The organism is Dactylosporangium sp. NPDC051485, assembly GCF_040682015.1.
Classification (GTDB): domain Bacteria; phylum Actinomycetota; class Actinomycetes; order Mycobacteriales; family Micromonosporaceae; genus Dactylosporangium.
On the sequence record NZ_JBFAZW010000008.1, the window covers coordinates 1 to 18,064 of the forward strand.

Annotated in this window: 17 protein-coding genes and 1 other RNA gene; 11 read left to right on the forward strand and 7 right to left on the reverse strand. The window is 70.1% G+C overall.

All coding sequences use genetic code 11. The annotated features are described in order from the left end of the window. Nucleotides 1–158: 158 nt before the first annotated feature. Nucleotides 159–386 carry a helix-turn-helix domain-containing protein gene (locus AB0M46_RS05990; RefSeq protein ID WP_363333206.1) on the reverse strand — a complete coding sequence of 76 codons (228 nt, stop codon included), beginning with the start codon at nucleotides 384–386 and terminating at the stop codon, nucleotides 159–161. Between the two features lie 117 nt (nucleotides 387–503). Between AB0M46_RS05990 and AB0M46_RS05995 the strand changes: the two genes are divergently transcribed. Further along, nucleotides 504–1,007 carry a hypothetical protein gene (locus AB0M46_RS05995; protein ID WP_363333207.1) on the forward strand — a complete coding sequence of 168 codons (504 nt, stop codon included), beginning with the start codon at nucleotides 504–506 and terminating at the stop codon, nucleotides 1,005–1,007. On the opposite strand, the gene AB0M46_RS06000 is transcribed toward AB0M46_RS05995, so the two are convergent. Further along, nucleotides 1,000–1,848: a hypothetical protein gene (locus AB0M46_RS06000; protein WP_363333208.1), complete on the reverse strand. Its 849-nt coding sequence runs from the start codon at nucleotides 1,846–1,848 to the stop codon at nucleotides 1,000–1,002. The genes AB0M46_RS05995 and AB0M46_RS06000 overlap by 8 nt on opposite strands. Nucleotides 1,849–2,000: 152 nt before the next feature. On the opposite strand from AB0M46_RS06000, the gene pruA reads away from it, so the two are divergent. After that, entirely contained in the window at nucleotides 2,001–3,620 is a 1,620-nt protein-coding gene (pruA, locus tag AB0M46_RS06005; protein ID WP_363333209.1) for an L-glutamate gamma-semialdehyde dehydrogenase, read from the forward strand. On the opposite strand, the gene AB0M46_RS06010 is transcribed toward pruA, so the two are convergent. Next, nucleotides 3,617–4,870: a hypothetical protein gene (locus AB0M46_RS06010; protein ID WP_363333210.1), complete on the reverse strand. Its 1,254-nt coding sequence runs from the start codon at nucleotides 4,868–4,870 to the stop codon at nucleotides 3,617–3,619. The genes pruA and AB0M46_RS06010 overlap by 4 nt on opposite strands. Nucleotides 4,871–4,995: 125 nt before the next feature. Here AB0M46_RS06010 and AB0M46_RS06015 point away from each other — a divergent pair, with 125 nt between their 5' ends. The 9 genes from AB0M46_RS06015 to ssrA all read left to right on the forward strand — a co-directional run bounded on the left by AB0M46_RS06015 (nucleotide 4,996) and on the right by ssrA (nucleotide 14,950). Further along, nucleotides 4,996–6,933 carry a protein kinase gene (locus AB0M46_RS06015; protein ID WP_363333211.1) on the forward strand — a complete coding sequence of 646 codons (1,938 nt, stop codon included), beginning with the start codon at nucleotides 4,996–4,998 and terminating at the stop codon, nucleotides 6,931–6,933. An 81-nt stretch (nucleotides 6,934–7,014) separates the two neighbouring features. After that, on the forward strand, nucleotides 7,015–7,530 hold the full coding sequence (locus tag AB0M46_RS06020) for a PadR family transcriptional regulator (protein ID WP_363333212.1): 516 nt from the start codon (nucleotides 7,015–7,017) through the stop codon (nucleotides 7,528–7,530). A gap of 50 nt (nucleotides 7,531–7,580) precedes the next feature. Continuing rightward, the gene (prfB, locus tag AB0M46_RS06025; protein WP_363333213.1) at nucleotides 7,581–8,699 is read left to right on the forward strand and encodes a peptide chain release factor 2; all 1,119 of its coding nucleotides are present in this window, start codon (nucleotides 7,581–7,583) and stop codon (nucleotides 8,697–8,699) included. Nucleotides 8,700–8,898: 199 nt separating this feature from the next. Continuing rightward, nucleotides 8,899–9,579 (forward strand): cell division ATP-binding protein FtsE, encoded by a 681-nt coding sequence (ftsE, locus tag AB0M46_RS06030; RefSeq protein WP_190251422.1) that lies wholly within the window; start codon nucleotides 8,899–8,901, stop codon nucleotides 9,577–9,579. Nucleotides 9,580–9,646: 67 nt separating this feature from the next. After that, nucleotides 9,647–10,522: a permease-like cell division protein FtsX gene (gene ftsX / locus AB0M46_RS06035; RefSeq protein WP_363333214.1), complete on the forward strand. Its 876-nt coding sequence runs from the start codon at nucleotides 9,647–9,649 to the stop codon at nucleotides 10,520–10,522. Nucleotides 10,523–10,872: 350 nt separating this feature from the next. Further along, nucleotides 10,873–12,159, forward strand: a complete 1,287-nt coding sequence (locus tag AB0M46_RS06040) for a M23 family metallopeptidase (RefSeq protein WP_363333215.1) — start codon at nucleotides 10,873–10,875, stop codon at nucleotides 12,157–12,159. Nucleotides 12,160–12,583: 424 nt separating this feature from the next. Further along, nucleotides 12,584–13,063 carry an SsrA-binding protein SmpB gene (gene smpB, locus AB0M46_RS06045; protein WP_363333216.1) on the forward strand — a complete coding sequence of 160 codons (480 nt, stop codon included), beginning with the start codon at nucleotides 12,584–12,586 and terminating at the stop codon, nucleotides 13,061–13,063. 69 nt (nucleotides 13,064–13,132) lie between these two features. After that, nucleotides 13,133–14,506 (forward strand): SRPBCC domain-containing protein, encoded by a 1,374-nt coding sequence (locus AB0M46_RS06050; RefSeq protein WP_363333217.1) that lies wholly within the window; start codon nucleotides 13,133–13,135, stop codon nucleotides 14,504–14,506. Between the two features lie 70 nt (nucleotides 14,507–14,576). Next, nucleotides 14,577–14,950: a transfer-messenger RNA gene (gene ssrA, locus AB0M46_RS06055) on the forward strand. A gap of 446 nt (nucleotides 14,951–15,396) precedes the next feature. Here the strand turns inward: ssrA and AB0M46_RS06060 are convergent. The 4 genes from AB0M46_RS06060 to AB0M46_RS06075 all read right to left on the reverse strand — a co-directional run bounded on the left by AB0M46_RS06060 (nucleotide 15,397) and on the right by AB0M46_RS06075 (nucleotide 17,971). Then, nucleotides 15,397–15,768 carry a type II toxin-antitoxin system VapC family toxin gene (locus tag AB0M46_RS06060; RefSeq protein WP_363333218.1) on the reverse strand — a complete coding sequence of 124 codons (372 nt, stop codon included), beginning with the start codon at nucleotides 15,766–15,768 and terminating at the stop codon, nucleotides 15,397–15,399. After that, nucleotides 15,765–16,016 (reverse strand): type II toxin-antitoxin system prevent-host-death family antitoxin, encoded by a 252-nt coding sequence (locus AB0M46_RS06065; RefSeq protein ID WP_363333219.1) that lies wholly within the window; start codon nucleotides 16,014–16,016, stop codon nucleotides 15,765–15,767. The genes AB0M46_RS06060 and AB0M46_RS06065 overlap by 4 nt, the downstream gene beginning before the upstream one ends. A gap of 290 nt (nucleotides 16,017–16,306) precedes the next feature. Further along, the gene (locus tag AB0M46_RS06070; RefSeq protein ID WP_363333220.1) at nucleotides 16,307–16,723 is read right to left on the reverse strand and encodes a DUF4143 domain-containing protein; all 417 of its coding nucleotides are present in this window, start codon (nucleotides 16,721–16,723) and stop codon (nucleotides 16,307–16,309) included. A 720-nt stretch (nucleotides 16,724–17,443) separates the two neighbouring features. Continuing rightward, nucleotides 17,444–17,971 carry a Uma2 family endonuclease gene (locus AB0M46_RS06075; RefSeq protein ID WP_363333221.1) on the reverse strand — a complete coding sequence of 176 codons (528 nt, stop codon included), beginning with the start codon at nucleotides 17,969–17,971 and terminating at the stop codon, nucleotides 17,444–17,446. Between the last annotated feature and the right edge of the window lie 93 nt (nucleotides 17,972–18,064).

Below are 18,064 nucleotides of genomic sequence, written 5' to 3' on the forward strand. Positions count from 1 at the left end.
GCCAAACCCTCGGCTGGGACACCCCAGCCGAACGCCTCGCCCAGTTCCTCACCACCAACTGAAACGCCGTGTTGCAACGACCCCTGGAAACCACCGTCAGGGTATAAATCCGAAAAGTCGCGGCACGAAGTGCCCGACTTTTCGCCCAAGGCCCCCGCTCAGTCGAAGTCCGGCTCGACCAGCGGGTTGTTGCGCACCCACTCCGCCGTCTCGGCGTACTTGCGCTCGATGTACTCCTCGAGCTTGCTCCGCTCGATGCGCCACTGGCCGCGCCCGCCCACCTTGATCGCGGGCAGCTCCCCGCTGCGCACCATGTGGTACACCTGCGAGGTCGACACGTTCAACTGCTCGGCGACGTCGGCCATGAGCAGGAATCGCGGCTCCATCGCCTCAGTTTGCCACCGTTTGCCTTCCATTGGTTGCGGCGAAGCCCGTCGACCCAGCATTCGACACGCCCGACGTGCGTGTCGAAACCCGGGCGAGGGTGTAGTACAGGGAGCGTGATGACCGACCTCACGCGCGTGTACCTGCCCGCCACCCTCGCCCAGCTCGCCGTTCTGCGCGAGAGCGGCGAGCTGCCGTCGCCCACCGAGGCGCACGCGGTCACGCCGGCGCTGCGGGAGTGGTACGCCGAGGGCGACGAGGAGGAGTTGGAGTACGTCGCCTTCACCCGCGCCGCCCAGAGCGCCCTGCGGCTGCTGCGCCACGACGCGAAGGCCCCGCGCCGGCGGGTCGTCGTCTCCGTCGACCTGCCGGGGGCGGTGCTGAAGATGAACGGGCTCGAGCTCGGCTCCAGCGACGTCGAGATCGGCGGGCGGATCACGCTGCACACGGTGGCCGCGATCCACATCGACGGGCACGAGGCCGAGGGCGACGTCGCCGCGGCCGCGGACGTCGTCGAGGAGGCGGAGGCGGGCGACCCCGACGCCCAGTTCACGGTGGACGGCGCCGAGGACCACGAGCTGGAGTGGTACGACCCCTCCGAGCTCGACCAGTTGGTCAGCTAGCCCGCTTGAGGGTCCGGCCGACCAGGATCATGGCCGCGAAGGCGCCCGCGAAGACCAGGATCAGGCCGTGGTTGACCTGCTCCGGCAGCCGGTTGGCGATGATCGCCGCGTCGAACTCGCTCTCCTTGGCCACCGCGTGCGACAGCGGCAGCCCGCCGATCCAGCCGATCAGCGCGGCGCCGAGGGTGAGCAGCCCGGGCACGGCCCCGGCCAGCGGGTACGCCGGCCACGGCAGCGCCAGCCCGGTGCGGCGCAGGTATGCGAAGGCCACGGCGCCGGCCGCGATGCCGGTGACGATCGAGGTGGTCAGCTGCATCCGGTAGGAGGCGTCGGCCATGCTGCCGACGGTCTCCTGGTTGCCGAAGAGGTTGACGAGGTCGTTCTGGAAGTACGCCACCAGCAGCCCGATCCCGGAGGCCACCACGCCGGCCGCCGCGCCCGCCGCGATCGCGCTGATCGGGCGCACCGCGGCCAGCAGCCCGCCGAGCACCCCGGCGACCACCACGGTGACGGCGACATAGGCGACCGAGGGCCCCGAGTGGTACGCCAGGAGCATCCCCGCCATCGCGAGCAGCCCGACGGGAAGCCCGCCGAGGCCGGCCGGTAGCAGCCGGCCGCGCGCGTCGGCGTCGGGGGCGAACCGGCCGACCGCCAGCACGCCGACGGCCGCCCCGGCGATCAGGGTCGGGGTCAGCACGGCCGGCAGCACGAGCGCGGCGACCGCGGCCCCCGGCACGTGCCCGAACGCCGAGAAGAGCGTCAGGAACAACAGCACGAGCGCGAACGCCGCCACGAACACGGCGCGCCCCGGCCGCCAGGCTTCCACGGTCGGCTCTACCACCTCAGCACGCTTCGCACCCACGAGAAAGCAGCGTACGCGAGCCGGCGGACCCGCCCACCGCCTGCGGGGCCGGACCCCAAGGCCACGGACGGCCAAGGTGCGAGGATGGAGAAGACCTCGCCAATGCTGCCGAGACGACGTGGGAGACCCTCATGGATGCCTTGATCACCGTGCCCGAGCCGAACAACGAGCCCGCGCGCGGATACGCCCCCGGAACCCCGGAGCGGGCGAGCCTGCAACGCCGCCTCGGCCAACTGGCCGCCGAGCGGCACGAGCTGACCATGACCATCGACGGCGCCGAGCGCATGGCCGCGGGCGCGCCGATCGACGTGGTCCAGCCGCACCGCCACGCCCATGTGCTGGGCGTCACACACAACGCCACCACCGGCGACGCGGCCGACGCGGTCGCCGCGGCCAAGCGGGCCGCCCCGGCCTGGCGCGACCTGCCCTACGCCGAGCGGGCCGCCGTGTTCCTGCGCGCCGCCGACCTGCTCGCCGGCCCGTGGCGGGACACGCTGAACGCCGCCACCATGCTCGGGCAGTCCAAGACCGCGACCCAGGCCGAGATCGACTCGGCGTGCGAGCTGATCGACTTCCTGCGCTTCAACGTGTCCTTCGGCCAGCAGATCCTGGCCGACCAGCCGCGCTCGTCGGCGGGGGTGTGGAACCGCTTCGACCACCGCCCGCTGGAGGGCTTCGTCTACGCGATCACCCCGTTCAACTTCACCGCCATCGCCGGCAACCTGCCCTCGGCCCCGGCCCTGATGGGCAACACCGTGGTGTGGAAGCCCTCGCCGACCCAGCAGCTGGCCGCGCACTACACCATGCGGCTGTTCGAGGCGGCCGGCCTGCCGGCGGGCGTGATCAACCTGGTCACCGGCGACGGCCTGGCCGTCTCCGAGGTCGCGCTGGCCGACGCGGACCTGGCCGGCATCCACTTCACCGGCTCGACCGCGGTGTTCCGCAGCCTCAACCGCACCGTCGCCGAGAACGTCTACCGCTCCTACCCGCGGGTGGTCGGCGAGACGGGCGGCAAGGACTTCGTGGTCGCGCACCCGTCGGCCGACCCGGCGCCGCTGGTCACCGCCCTCATCCGGGGCGCGTTCGAGTACCAGGGCCAGAAATGCTCGGCGGCCTCGCGCGCCTACGTCCCGCAGAGCCTGTGGGCGCGGATCAAGGACGAGCTCGTCGCCACCGCCGAGGGCCTGACCTACGGCGACGTCACCGACTTCACCAACTTCGGCGGGGCGGTGATCGACCGGCGCGCGTTCGACCGGCTGGCCGGCGCCCTGGACCGGATCAAGAACTCGTCGTCCTGCACCGTCGTGGCCGGCGGCACCGCCAACGACGCCGAGGGATTCTTCGTGCGGCCCACGATCGTGGAGTGCACCGACCCGGAGCACGAGGTCTTCACCACGGAGTACTTCGGCCCGATCCTGGCCGTGCACGTCTTCCCCGACGCCGAGTTCGACGCCGTGGTGGCCCAGGCCGAGTCGGCCGCGCCGTACGCGCTGACCGGCTCGATCTTCGCCACCGACCGGGCCGCGATCGACCGGGCCAGCCACGCCCTGCGCTTCGCGGCCGGCAACTTCTACGTCAACGACAAGCCCACCGGGGCCGTCGTCGGCCAGCAGCCCTTCGGCGGCGGGCGCGCCTCCGGCACCAACGACAAGGCCGGCTCCTGGCACAACCTCCTGCGCTGGACCTCGCCGCGCACGATCAAGGAGACCTTCGTGCCCCCGACGGACCACCGTTACCCGCACATGGGTTAGTCCTCTTGCACCGCCGCTGCCGCGACGATCCGCTCCAGCGCGAAGGCGCGATCGTCGCGGCGCAGCCGGCAGAAGGCCTCGATCGTCGGCCCGGCGAGCGCGGCGTGCTCGATCACCCGCTCGGAGGCCCGCCCGCCGGCGTCGACGTACCTGATCCACACGGGCGTCCCGCGCTCGACCGCCTCGGCGAGCAGCTGGGCCTGCGCCGGGGTGAGCCGGGGCGCCCGCCGGCGGATCTGCTCCAGCGGCGACGCATTGCGCTGCAGCGGTACGGCGAGACGCCGCGCCAGCTCGGCAGGGTTCGCGCGGCGCCGCAGGGTCACCCTGCCCGCCTCGGCCTCCGGCACATATCCGGCGGCCCGCAGGGCGGCGATCGTCTCGGCCGGTGGCTCGCTCGACCCGGCCACCGTGGGCGCGAACCGCTCCAGCTCCAGCGCCGCCGCCACCTCGTCGAGCAGGTCGGGGTCCTCGCTCACCACCACGCTGCCGACCGGCCGGACCCGCAGCCGCTGGGCCGGCACCAGCGGCCGCCCATCGGCGAGCGCCCTTCCCACCGGCCCGATCGCGAAGTACCCCGGCTGCGGCTCGGCACAGATGCCCAGTTCGGAGGCGTCGGTAAGGACTTGGTTCACTTTTTCGGATAGATCCGGCAAACCGCCGGTCGTCAGCGGTGCCGTCCAGTGCACGAGCGGGGCCAGGGAGTCGCCGGCCGCGGCGGTGTCGGGCGGAAGGTTGTGCAGGACCCGCACCACGACCTGTCGCAGGGGTGGCCCCGACCACCAGTTGACGAGCTGGAGGACCGGCCGCTCGGTGGTGGTTCTCATGATCCGCAGGCGGTCCGCGGGGATGAGCCGCGGTGCCGGCGGTACTGGCTCGAATGACCCGCCGGTGTCCGATGCATACGGAAAGATCGGCATCAGTCCGTCGCGGCCGGACCACACCAGGGCCCGCTGGGTCAGCACCTGCAGGACCGCCTCGACCTCGGGGTCGCCGGGCGCCCGGCCCAGCTCGGCGGCCAGCCGATCGGGCGGCACGGGCCCGTCGCCCAGCGCCTCCAGCACCTGCAAGGCGGGCAGCGGCAGCGTCTCCAGCACCCCGGCGACCGCGGCGCGGTCGGACAGGCGGGCCGCGAGGTCGTCGAGGTCGGCCGGCGCGGGGGAGGACAGCGCGTCGGGCCGGCGGCGCAGTATCTCGGTCAGCTCGGTGGCGTCGAGATTGCCCAGCCAGCCGACCAGCGCGCCGCTCTTCACGACACGTGACCTTACCGACGCCTCCTCGGCGGAAGGACTCCCCGGTTCGTGCCACGGGGCCGGGCGCTCCCACCCGGTCTGGCGGCGCTCGCCTACCGTCTTGACTGGAGGGGGAGGGACGGGCGATGAAGACGGCCACGGCGAAGACGATTGTGGGCAACCGCTACCGGCTGGAGTCGGAGGTGGCCCGGGGCGCCATCGGCGCGGTCTGGCGGGCGTACGACACCCAGGCGAGCGAGTGGGTCGCGGTCAAGGTGCTACGGCCCGAGGCGGCCGAGGTGCCGGAGCTCAAGGACGGCTTCCTCGGCGAGGCCGAGCTGCTGGCCGGCCTGGAGCACCCCTCCGTGATCCGGGTGAAGAACCTCATGACCGACAAGAACCTGCTGGCCATCGCCATGGAGCTGGTGGCCGGGCCGGACCTGCGCCGCCGGCTGCGCGCCGAGGGGCCGTTGCCGCCCGCGGTCGCCGCCGAGGTGGTCGCCCAGGTCGCCGACGCCCTCGCCTATGTGCACGCCCAGGGGATCGTCCACGGCGACGTGAAGCCCGGCAACCTCCTGGTGCCCACCGACGGCGGGGCCGTCCGGCTCGCCGACTTCGGCGTGGCCCGGCGGCTGGACCGGCCGGCCGGCCCGACCCACGCCACGCCCGAGTACGTCGCCCCGGAGGTGGTGGCGGGCGGCTCGCCGAGCCCGGCGTCCGACGTCTACGCCCTCGGCGTCGTGCTCTTCGAGCTGATCTGTGGCCGCAGCCCGTACCGCGGCGGCTCCCCCAACGACGTCCTGCGCCGCCACGCCGACTGCGTGCCGGTGCCCCCGCCCGGCATGCCGGCCGCGCTCTGGCCGGTGATCGAGGCGTGCATGGAGCTCGACCCGCGGATGCGCCCGACGGCGGCGTCGATCGTGGGGCGGCTGCGCGCGGCCGAGGGGGCGCTCGACGGGTTCGAGCCGCTGCCCCGCCTGGCCGCGGAGGCGGTCACGTTCTGGCAGCGCTCGGCCGAGCTGACCGCGCCGGTGCAGGCGCCGGTGCGGCGGGTGGACTGGGTGCCGCTGCCGACGGCGCCGACTTCGCCGGCGGCGGCGTCGGCCGCGCTGATGATGGCGGTGCCGATCGAGGACCTGCCCACCGAGGTGCTGGCGGAGGTACCGCAGGAGCCTCCGACGGCCGTTGTGTCCGACTCCGCCGATTCGGCCGGTTCGCCCGAGCCACCGACGACGGTCCTTTCTGCGGCCGATCCCGTGGTGGCTGAGATGGTCACGGAGGTGCTGGTCGCCGGGCCCGATGCTGTGCCGCTGTCCGATTCTGTCGCTGTATCCGATTCTTCGGATATTCCGGTCTTGGCGATGCCTGCCGTGGCGGCGGGGGAGCCGCTGTGGGCCGAGTTCGCGCCGGCGGCCGGGATGAGGGTCCCGCCGCAGCGGGACGGGTCGGCCGACGAGCTGCGCCTGGAGTCTTCGCCGGCCCCGGCCGTTGCGGATGGTGAGCCGGTTACGCAGATCGTTTCGCCGGCCCTGGCTGCCGTGGGTGGCGTGCCGGTCACGCAGATCGTCCCCGCCCCGCCGCCGGTGGCCGAGGAGCAGGGGTCGGCGCTGCCCGATCACCTGTTCGACGAGCCGGCCGAGGCGCACGGGGAGCCGTCCGCCCCTTCGGGTGGAGGTTCGGGCGCGGCGCGGCGGCAGCGGCTGGTCCTGGCCGCGATCGGCGGTAGCCTGCTCCTGATTCTCCTGCTCGCTGGCGGCCTCCTCCTGCTGACCGGCAACGGGCAGACGGGCGGCGGCGGGGACAGGAAGGTCAACGCCACCACGCCGGCCCCCTCCGGGTCGGCGGGGGCCGCCCCGGCGCCCAGCGCCACGCCGGAGGCCGGAGCGTCGGCGACGCCGGGCGAGACCGCCGCGGGCGGTGGCAACCCGGGCGGCGCAGGCTCCGGCAACGGCGGCTCGGGGGAGAAGCCGCCGACGAAGCGGCCGACCCCGACGCCGACGAAGACCGGGCTGCCCGGCATCGGCGACCCGATGCCGAGCTTCCCGTCGATGCCCGCGTTCCCGACGTTCCCGAAGATGTCCTAACTCGACAGTCGCAGCGCGACAGTTCACAGTGGATTTGTCGAAATCCTGGACTGCGTCGTCGAAAGATGGCAGCGTAGGGTCATGGCTGATTCTGGAGTCAACGCGACCGCGGCGGCGCTACTGGGCCTGCTGCACGAGGGACCGATGACCGGCGGGCAGCTGATGGCCGCTGCCCAGCGCCGGCTCGGGCCGTACTGGTCGATGACGCGCAGCCAGGTCTACCGCGAGCTGCCCGCGCTGGCCGACGCCGGCTACGTCAAGCTCGGCAAGCCCGGCGCCCGCTCCAGCCAGCCCTATGCGATCACCCCGGCGGGCAAGCGGGCGTTCGCCAGGTGGCTGTCCGAGCCGGCCGGCCGGGAGTCGCTGCGCAACCCGGTGGCGCTGCGGGTCGCGTTCGGCGCCCAGCAGTCCGCGGCCCAGCTGCAGGACGTGTACGCCCAGGCCCAGGAGTACCACACCGCGGCGCTCACCGAGGCGCGGGAAATGGCCAAGGAGGCCAAGAAGTCGGGCGACGACTTCTTCTCCGCCTCGCTGGAGTTCGCGGTCGGCTACCACAAGGCCGCGCTCACCTGGCTCAAGAGCGCGCCGGGAAAGTAGCTGGCCGCGCCGGAGAAATAACCGTGCGCCGCGCGGCGTAGTCTTGATGCGTGAATGCTCCGGACCACGCCGAGTCGCTCAAGAACCTCGACAACACCCTGCGCAACATCGAGGCCGTGCTCGACCTCGACCGCCTGCGCAAGGAGAAGGCCGATCTCGAGGAGCAGGCGTCCGTTCCCAATCTGTGGGACGACCAGGTTGCCGCGCAGAAGGTGACCTCACGGCTGTCCTATGTCCAGGGTGAGATCACCAAGCTCGAGCGCCTCCGGTCCCGGCTGGACGACGCTCAGGTCCTGCTCGAGCTGGCCGAGGCCGAGGGCGACGCCTCGTCGCTGCACGAGGTCGGCGACGAGATCGCCGGCCTGCGCAAGTCGATCGAGGAGCTGGAGGTCCGCACGCTGCTCTCCGGGGAGTACGACGCCCGGGAGGCCCTCGTGACGATCCGGGCGGGGGCCGGCGGCGTGGACGCGGCGGACTTCGCCGACATGCTCCTGCGGATGTACCTGCGCTGGGCCGAGCGGCACGGCTACAGCACCGACGTCTACGACACCTCCTACGCCGAGGAGGCCGGCATCAAGTCGGCCACCTTCGCGGTCAAGGCGCCGTATGCCTACGGCACGCTCTCCGTGGAGTCGGGCACCCACCGGCTGGTGCGCATCAGCCCGTTCGACAACCAGGGCCGCCGCCAGACGTCGTTCGCGGCGCTGGAGGTCGTGCCCGTGGTCGAGCAGACCGACGAGGTGGAGATCCCCGACGACGATCTGCGCGTGGACGTGTACCGCTCCAGCGGCCCCGGCGGCCAGGGCGTCAACACCACCGACTCGGCGGTGCGCCTGACGCACATCCCGACCGGCATCGTGGTCAGCTGCCAGAACGAGCGCTCCCAGATCCAGAACAAGGCCACCGCCATGGGCGTGCTGAAGGCCAAGCTGCTGGCGGTGAAGCGGGCCGAGGAGGCGGCGAAGATGGACGCGCTGCGCGGCGACGTGGCCGGCTCCTGGGGCGACCAGATGCGCTCGTATGTCCTGCACCCGTACCAGATGGTCAAGGACCTCCGCACGGAGCACGAGACGGGCAACCCCACCGCGGTCTTCGACGGCGACCTCGACGCCTTCATCGACGCCGGCATTCGCTGGCGCAAGCAGCGGGAGCTCAGCTCGGCCGAATGATCGTCTCAGCGGAGTCCGTCAATCACGTAACGTAGCGCTGATTCCGCTGTGAAAATTGTTATGTACATCACACTCCAGTGTGGAATCCAGCGCTGCCCTGGGCTTCGCGTCCCCTCGTCGGGTCCGCATTCCCGGCAAAGCGCACATGACGCACGCCGTGTACTTGGCGCGCTTGTCACACCGCGTAGACTCACGTCCCGTGATTCGGCTTGACCACGTGACGAAGACGTATCCGAAGGCGTCTCGCCCCTCCCTTGACGATGTTTCCGTCAACATCGAGAAGGGCGAGTTCGTCTTCTTCATCGGTCCCTCCGGCTCAGGCAAGTCCACGATCATCAAGCTGCTGCTCCACGAGGTGACCCCCAACCGGGGCAAGGTCGTCGTGAACGAGCGCGACGTGACGTCGATGCGTTCGTGGCGCATCCCGGCGTTCCGCCGTCAGATCGGCTGCGTGTTCCAGGACTTCCGGCTGCTGCCGAACCGGACGGCGTACGAGAACGTGGCCTTCGCCCTCGAGGTCATCGGCAAGTCGAAGGGCGTCGCCCGCCGCGTCGTGCCCGAGGTGCTCGAGCTCGTCGGTCTCGGCGGCAAGGAACACCGCTATCCCCACGAGCTGTCCGGCGGCGAGCAGCAGCGCGTCGCGGTCGCGCGGGCCTTCGTGAACCGGCCGCTGATCCTCCTCGCCGACGAGCCGACCGGAAACCTGGACCCGGACACGTCGATCGAGATCATGCGACTGCTGGACAGGATCAACCGCACCGGCACGACCGTCGTCATGGTGACGCACGACTCCAACATCGTGAACCAGATGCGGCGCCGGGTCGTCGAGATCGAAAGTGGCCGGATCGTGCGGGACCAGCCGCGCGGTGTCTACGGCTGACCTCCAGCCCTAGTCCGCACCGCCCCCGTCCTCCTGCTGGGCCCGCTGGGAAGGAAACCCCCACCCGATGCGCGTGAGATACGTCCTGTCCGAAGTCCTGACCGGGCTTTGGCGCAACGTCACGATGACGATCGCCATGATCATCACGATGACGGTGTCGCTGACCATGCTGGGCGCGAGCCTCCTGCTCTTCTTCCAGGTCGGCAAGATGGAAGACTTCTTCTACCAGCGGGTAGAGGTCTCGGTCTTCCTCAACGGCAACGTCAAAGACGACCAGCGCAGCAACATCGAGAGCGCGATCAAGTCCAATGCCCTCGTCGACTCGTACAAGCACGAGACCAAGGACGAGGCCTGGACCCGCTTCACCGAGCAGTTCAAGGACGCCCCTGACCTGATCAACTCGGTGAAGAAGGACTCGCTGCCCGAGTCGTTCCGCATCAAGCTCAAGGACCCGAACAAGGTCCAGGACTTCGCCGACCAGTTCCGCAGCCAAGAGGGCGTCAGCGACATCATCGACCAGAAGCAGCTGCTGAAACGGGTCTTCGACCTGCTCGGCGCGCTGCAGACGCTGGCGCTGACCGTCGCCGTGGTCCAGGGCGCGGCCGCGCTCTTGCTGGTTGCCAACACCATCCAGGTGGCGGCGTACAGCAAGCGCCGCGAGGTCGCCGTCATGAAGCTCGTCGGCGCCTCGAACTGGTTCATCCAGATGCCGTTCGTCCTGGAGGCGGTCTTCGCCGGCCTGATCGGCGCGATCCTCGGCTTCGGCGCCCTGATAGCCGCGAAGGTATTCTTCATCGACGGCTCCCTCAAGGCGCTGACAACGGTGCTACTACCGGTCGACTGGAGCAACATCTGGCTGATGCTGCCGGTCCTGGCCGGCGCTGGCGGCCTCGTGAGCGCCGTCACCGCCTGGGTCACGCTGCGCTTCTACGTGCGCGTCTGACGCCGCGGCCCTCGCAAGGGCGGGTCCCCACTCGGGGGCCCGCCCTTTGCGTTTGCCCCGCGCGTGCGTGGGCCTCCGCGCGGCGCTCTGCGCGTGCGTCCCTGGCCTACGTCTGCGCGTGCGTCCTCGTGTGGCGTCTTCGCTTGCGTGTTCGCGGGGTGTTCAGCGTGTGCGCTCGCGTCTGGATCCTTGGGTGCGCCTTGCCCTCGCAGCGCTCCCTGGTGGCCGCGTTCGGCATGCCCGTTCGCGTGGGCGTCACCCCACGATTGGTGCTTTTCCCCCGGAAATGCGGACTTATCCAGCTATGTCAGCATACGGTGACCCTCAAGTGGTACTGGAGGGTTGCTTCCGTGAACCGAACCCGGATCCTCGCCGTCGTCGGCGCGGTCGTCATGCTGCTCGGGCCGGGCGCGGCCGGGCACGCCGACACGAGAGACGACAAGGCCCGCCTCGACAGGCAGTTGCAGGAGACCCAGGCGACCCTGGAGGCGGCCACGGACAAGGCCCAGCAGGCCGCCGCCGACCATGACCGCGCCGCCGCCGCGCTGCCCGGGGCCCAGGCCGACATGGCCGACGCCAAGGGCAAGGTCATCGCCGCCGACGCCACGGCCCGGCAGGCCCAGCGCGACCGCGATGCCGCCGACGCCGCCATGGACGCCGCCGACGATGCCTACCGGGACGCCCAGCGGCAGGTCGACGCGGCCAAGGTCGACGTGTCGGTCTTCGCCGCGGCGGCGTACAAGGGCGGCGGCTTCGCCCAGTTCAACTCGATCTTCGACATCTCGGACCCGACCGACCTGGCGGTGCGCATCGAGTACCTCGACCACGTCGCCCAGGCCAAGCGGGAAGCCATCGACGAGCTCACCGTCGCCCGGATGTCGGCCAAGCAGCGCAGCAACGTCGCCGTCCTGGCCCAGCAGCGCGCCGACCAGGCCGCCGCCGACGCCGAGCGCAGCCTCGCCAATGCCCGCACCGCCCAGGCCGGCGCCGAGAAGGCCGCCGCCGACGTGCAGAACCTGCTCGACCTGAGCGCCCGCGCTGAGGCCACGGCGAACGCCGAGCGCAGCGCTGTCCTGGCCCGGTACCAGGAGCTGAAGCGGGAGAGCGACCGCGTGGCCGAACAACTGCGGGCCGAGGCCAACGCCGAGACCCGCAAGGCGAAGGCCTCCTCCCGCGGCGGTGGCAGCGCTGCCCCGCTGACCACTGCCGTCGGCCCGTCGTCCGGCGGCGCGTTCTTCCTGATGCCGGTGCACGGCTGGAAGTCGAGCAACTTCGGGATGCGCTTCGACCCGGTGTACAAGGTCTACCAACTCCACGCCGGCATCGACGTCGCGGCGGGCGGCGGCCAGCCCATCGTCGCCGCGGCCGACGGCGTGGTGGTGCGCGCGGGCCCGTCCGGCGGCAACGGCAACTACACCTGCATTTCCCACGGCCTGTACCAGGGCAAGGGACTCGCCACCTGCTACGCCCACCAGTCGGCGATCCTGGTCCGCGTGGGCCAGCGCGTCCGGCGCGGCGAGCTGATCGGCCGCGTGGGCACCACGGGCGCGTCGACCGGCTACCACCTCCACTTCGAGGTGCGCCTGAACGGCTCCCCGGTCCAGCCCCTGGACTGGCTCCCCGCCTGCCTCTGCTGAACCGCCCGTCTCCGTTGATGCCCGGCGGCGCGTCGCGACCTGCTGAACCGCCCGCTTCCCGTGGATGCCGGGCACGTCGGGTGCTGAACCACCCGGTAACTGCAGATGCCCGATATGTCGGGTGCTGACGTGCCGCGACCTGCCGAACCGCCCGCTTTTCGCCGATGCCCGGCATGTCGGGTGCTGGCATGCCGCGGCACGCTGAACCCCCGGTCTCCGCCGATAACCGACATGTCGGGCGCTGCGCGCCACGACATGTCGGATTTAAAGGTCGTCAGGCGAAAAATTCGATAAGTCGTGGCGCGCAGCGCCCGACTTATCGAGATGATCTTCGGCGGCGCGAGCCCTTCGCCGCGCCGGCGGCAAAATGGTCTTGCCGGGCGCGATACTCTTCAGACCGGTCGAGTAAATGCTGGAGGGGTCGATGCCGCGCGAAAAGGGACGCAAGCTGGTCGCGTCCAACCGGAAGGCGCGCCACGACTACGAGATCCTCGACACGTTCGAGGCCGGCATCTCGCTGACCGGGACCGAGGTCAAGTCACTGCGGGCCGGGCGCTGCTCCCTCGTGGACGCGTTTGGACAGATCTCCGACGGCGAGGTCTTCCTGCATGCGATGCACGTCCCGGAGTACACGATGGGCACCTGGACCAACCACGCCCCCCGGCGGATCCGGAAGCTGCTGCTGAAGCGGCAGGAGATCGACCGGATCGGGGTAAAGGTGCGGGAGAGCGGCCTGACCTTGGTGCCGCTTTCGGTGTACTTCTCCGACGGATGGGCGAAGGTCGAACTCGCCCTCGCGCGCGGTAAGAAGGCCTACGACAAGCGCCAGACACTGGCCAAACGCGACGCCGACCGCGAGATCGCTCGCGTTATGGGCCGCCGCGGCAAGGGAAACGCGGAGTAAGCGCTCCCGCGCGCGTGAGTATCGCGCGCGCACTCGGCAAGCAATGCGTTGAGGCCATATAGTCCGTGCGTGACCGAGATTCGGGTCGATGTGGACCTCGAGCAGCCACCGTCGCTGGTGTGGCGCGCGTTCACGGAGGCCCATCTCGTCACCAAATGGCTGCCGACGGCCCGGTTCATGGTCCGCGACAACGGCACGTTCACCTTCCAGGCCCACGACCTGGAAGGCCTGGAAGACCCGATCGAGGGCGAACTGGTCACGATCGAGGCCCCGCACCGGCTGGTGCTGCGCTGCCAGGGCACCAACCTGCACACGGTCGTGGCGATGACCCTCACCGAACGGGAGGGTGGCAGCCACCTCACGCTGACCCAGAGCGGGTTCCTCGGCCCGCAGGGGACGATGCGGCGCAGGGTGCTGCTCTCGACGTACACCTCCGTGTTGGAAGGCCTCCTGAGCGCCGCGCTGGCGAGGATCGCCGCGGAGGAACCCGACGCCGGCGAGCCCCCGGCGACGACGTCCCAGTGGCGCAACGCCGGCGGGCCGTTCAACCGCCTGCCGCGGCAGGTCAACTCGCCGAGCCGCTCGGCGCCGGGCCTGAGCTCGCAGCGCCGCTCGACCGCGGGCCCGCGCCCGACCACGTCCGTCCCCGGCTTCGCCGCCGCCGTCCTGGGCGCCCACACGACCGGCGTGGCCAAGGTGCCGACGGAGCCCGTCCCCGCCCAGCGTGTCGCCTCTCGCCCCGCCACGGTGCGCACGGCGCGGCTGGGAGACATGGCGGTGAGGGGCGGCATCGCGGTACGCCGGGGATGGCGATGGCTGGCGGGCGCCCGCGACTGGTCGGCCGACCGCCGCAGCCAGGCCGTCGCAACGGGCGCCGCCGCCCTGCTGCTGCTCGCCATGGCCGGCGTCCTGATCGGCAAGGCCACCGCGCTGCACCCCGCGGACCCTCCGCACACCGGCGGCGACACCTCGTCACCCCTGCAGGCCAGCGCCCCGGCCGTGGCCGCGCCGCAGGCCTCGACCCCCCGTCCGGTCGCCCCCGCCGCGACCCGCTCGTCGGCCCCGGTGGCGTCCCCCACGCCGAGCCCGTCCACCCCCAGCACGGTCGGCCTGGCCCAGCCGACCGCGACTTACAAAACCGAAAACCTGACCCTCACGTCGTACCGCGTAACGCTCACCATCACCAACCCCGGCCCGGCCGCGGCCGACGACTGGACCGTCGCCATCGTCCTGCCCCTGCTCGACCTGAACGTCCGCAACGTCGACGGCGCCGTGATGTCCCGCTCCGGCCTCCGCGTGATCTTCACCCCGGTAGACGCCACCCGCACGATCGCCCCCTCCGCCTCCGCCGCCTTCCGCTTCGAGGTGGCGGGCCTGGGCGTCCGCAACGGACCGTTCACCTGTCAGATCAACGGCCACCCTTGCACCGGCATACCGGGATGAAGTTCGGGCCGGGAAGCGTTACGCTTGATCCGTCGCACCGAGGTGGTGCGACAGCCACCACCACCCGCGCGGGGGTGACTGGTTTCGACTTTGTTTGTGGCGATAGGGGAAGCGAGCCGAGGAAGCCGACGTTGTCTCGCGAATCAGTCGTCGGAAAGTTATAAGCGCCAACTACAAGCGCTCCGAACTCGCTCTCGCTGCCTAAGCTAGGGTGAAGTTCTGTCGGTCTGGGATCGCCTTCGGCCCAGTAACCGGCATCAGCTAGAAGGCTGGCCAACCGAGTCTCGTCACGGGGCTCGCGCGGCGAGATTAATCGTGACTGGGCCCGTCATACCAACTCGCTCGCGTGATTGGTAGGGCCGAGTAGAGGCACAGCGAGCTGCGCTCGGAGAAGCCCTAACAAAGCGACGAAGGACCCGGGTTCGATTCCCGGCACCTCCACTGGAGATGATCAAAGCGGTGGCCCACCGATTCGGTGGGCCACCGCTTTGCTGGGCGGACGGCCGTTCTAGGGCCGGCGACGGCGGTGCCGATCGATGAGCTGTCCATCCTCTGCGTAGAAGAAGCGCCAACCGTTCGTCTCGGGATGTTGACGGCCTGGATTCAGCGTTTTGACGACTTCGACCGCGGCTTGGCTCGGTGAGTTGTATGAGCGAACCAGCTCGTGCCTGGTCGCCTCGGTGATCCGGATGCGTTCGGTCTCGAGATTGAGGAACCCGGCAACCTCTCCGCGCCGCGTCGGAGCGCGGCGGCCAGTTCGTCGCGCAATGGCCCCGACTCCGCGTCCGCGATCGCGTCGTGGAGCCGCTCTTGGGCGCATGGTTGCGTAGGGGCCGCGGCAGCTCGTTCGGCGCAGTGTGCGGGAGCCGAATGGGGCCTGCGGTTCCGCGCTAGAGCGGAAGGACGCTGACGTCGTACTTCTGGATTTCGGGATCGCGGGTGGCCAGTGTCAGGCCTTCGACCTGGGCCTGGGCGATGAGCATCCGGTCGAAGGGATCGCGGTGCAGCAGGGGCAGGCGGCCGGCGACGATGGCGTGTTCGGCGGTGATCGGCAAGGGTCGAAAGCCGGCGTCGCGGACGCGCTCAGGTAGGTCGGCTGGCTGGAGCTTGCCGAGGGCCTGCTTGATGGCCACTTCCCAGACGGTTGCCGCGCTCAGGTAGACGTCCGGCTCGTGGTCGAGCTGGTCCTTGATGTCGTCGGGCAGGGTTGGATCGTTGGCGAGCCACCACAAGACGACGTGTGTATCGAGGAGAAGGCTCACGACGTCAGGCCGAAGTCACGGGCAATCGCGTCGTTGACATCGGATGAGTCCCAGTCCTCAGCCATGGTCAGGCGGCCGGCGAGCGAGCCGCGGCCGACGCGGTTGACTCGGCGGTTCAAGGGGATGACCTTGGCCACCGGTGTGCCGGCCCGACTGATGACGATCTCCTCGCCGTGCTCAACGCGGTCGATGATCCTCGAGAGGTTGGTCTTGGCGTCGTGGATGTTGAATGCGGCTGCTTCGGACACTTGGACCTCCTTAGCTAACAGTCTAGCTAACAGGCGTTCGACTCGTCCGGCTGGACCGAGGGCCGGCCTTCTGGGGGCAGCCGCGATGGGTAGCGCCGAGGTTCCCGACGCGGCGGTGGCGGGCGGTGTGGGACGTGACGCATCGAGGTGGGCAGGGGTGGACTTCGTCGGCGAGGCCGTGCGCGCAGGTTAAGCTTGACGTGACTCCGTCACGCCTTGATCTCGATGCCGATGACCTGGCCTTGGCGGCTTTCCAGGACCGCGTCGACCTCGACTTTGTTGTGGTCGCGCTAGTGGTAGATGTCGACGAGTTCCTGGGACCAGGTCGTCTGGCGGGCCAGTTCGGAGAGCACAAAGCCTTCGAGTAGCGGACCGAATGGGGCGCCGGGACGGCGAAGCGCGTGACCGTCCAAGGCGAGCAGGCGGGCGGCGATTCCCGAGTCGATGAAGACGAGCTTGGCGGTGCTGGTGGCGCGGGTGCCAAGGTTGCGTGACCAGCCGGGTATGCGCTTGACCAGGAAGACCTCTTCAAGAAGCTGCATGTACCGCGCGATGGTGGGACGGGACAGCTGAAGTTCCGACTCGAGACTTCCGGCGGCAACGAGAAGGCCGGACCGCGCGGCGAGCAAGCGGATCAGTGTGGTCAACTGCGGTGCTCGCTCGATCTCGGCCAGCTGAGTCACTTCTCGGTCGATCAGATTCTGCACGTAGGAGTCGAGGAAACGGCGCCGGCGGCGCGCGTCGGTGCGGGCGACCGCCTCTGGCAGTCCTCCGCGGACGACCCTTTCCGCATAGTCGATCCGGGTTACCGCACTTTCGTGCCGGATGGCCGGCCCCAGCCGGAAGGCTGCGTCGATGAAGCCGTCCGGAGTGCGGTCGATCTCCCCTTCGTTTCGCGACGGTCAGCCTTTCGATATGCGAGCGAAGCGCATCCGATCCGCGAGGAGATCACTTGCGCTCCTGGCCGTCAGGCGTTGCGTCGATGGGGGTTAAAGTAAGCCATCGTTACCTCCACTGGAGACCAACTTCGGCGGCCATATCCCCGATGGGAGGGCCGCCGAAGTTGTTTCCAGACCTCACGTGGGCCGAGCGGTCCAGGTGGCGGATCGGTAAATGGCCTGGTCCAGGCAGGTCGGACACAAGGTCGGGACGCTAAGTCGACCGGCAAGTCGGTATTCCCACGCACGACGCGAGCCCTGAACATCGACGCTATGGACCTGCTTGGGGTGTGCGCCGCGACGGTGGGGGTTGTTGTAGCCGGTCTCGCACCACTCGTTCGGCTTGCCCCACTTCGATGGGTACTTCGGAGCGAGCACCGTACGCGGCGCCTGGTGGCAATTCTGCGAGCGTCGAGATCTGCATCGGGCCGCCGACGGCGCTATTGACCGTGGACTGCAGTCGGTCGAGCGCAACCGGTGATGGTGAGTTCAGCTCAGTTCGGGAACCTCGCCGGCAAGGAGATCCTCGAGCGCAACTGAGCCGTACTCCGCGTAGCGATTGCCGTCGAGACGGAACTGTACGACGATGTCGTCGGGTTCGACGCGCCAGAAGAGTGGGATACCGGCCTCGGCGTATTCGACCGGCTTGAGCCAGCGGTCCATGCGTTCCGAGCCTTTGGAGATGATCTCCACAGCGAGTGCGACCGATGCCGGGTCGAGCCAGACCGTCTCGTCCGGCACGGGGCCCTTGGTGACCACGAGGTCCGGGATCCGGCCGTTGAGCTCGTCGGCCGCGGTCCGCACGCCGGGTGCGATATTCACGCGACCTCGATAGCCGCGCATTACGAACCATGTGGAGAGCAGGCCGCTGATCTCCTGGTGGCGCCACGTGCTTGGCGGCATGACGACTAGGTTCCCTTCGCTCAGCTCGAAGCGGTGGTTGCTGTCGGCTTCGGCGAGGCGGGTGACGTCGTCCAGGGTGAGTGGCCGGTTGGGCAGGTTCGATGCGACTGTCATGTCGTGCCTGCCCTCTGCAGTCTCGATCGCCTCATGGTCCCGGCCGCCGGGTCATCACTGGCCTGTTGAGTCCTGGTCCAGCGGATAGGCATG

What these genes read in the sequence shown, in the direction of transcription:
- AB0M46_RS06075 (WP_363333221.1), bottom strand. Translation starts at nt 17,971, where the DNA reads ATGACAGTCGCATCGAACCTGCCCAACCGGCCACTCACCCTGGACGAC.
- AB0M46_RS06020 (WP_363333212.1), top strand. Translation starts at nt 7,015, where the DNA reads ATGGCTGATTCTGGAGTCAACGCGACCGCGGCGGCGCTACTGGGCCTG.
- ftsX (WP_363333214.1), top strand. Translation starts at nt 9,647, where the DNA reads ATGCGCGTGAGATACGTCCTGTCCGAAGTCCTGACCGGGCTTTGGCGC.
- pruA (WP_363333209.1), top strand. Translation starts at nt 2,001, where the DNA reads ATGGATGCCTTGATCACCGTGCCCGAGCCGAACAACGAGCCCGCGCGC.
- AB0M46_RS05995 (WP_363333207.1), top strand. Translation starts at nt 504, where the DNA reads ATGACCGACCTCACGCGCGTGTACCTGCCCGCCACCCTCGCCCAGCTC.
- smpB (WP_363333216.1), top strand. Translation starts at nt 12,584, where the DNA reads ATGCCGCGCGAAAAGGGACGCAAGCTGGTCGCGTCCAACCGGAAGGCG.
- AB0M46_RS06015 (WP_363333211.1), top strand. Translation starts at nt 4,996, where the DNA reads ATGAAGACGGCCACGGCGAAGACGATTGTGGGCAACCGCTACCGGCTG.
- AB0M46_RS05990 (WP_363333206.1), bottom strand. Translation starts at nt 386, where the DNA reads ATGGAGCCGCGATTCCTGCTCATGGCCGACGTCGCCGAGCAGTTGAAC.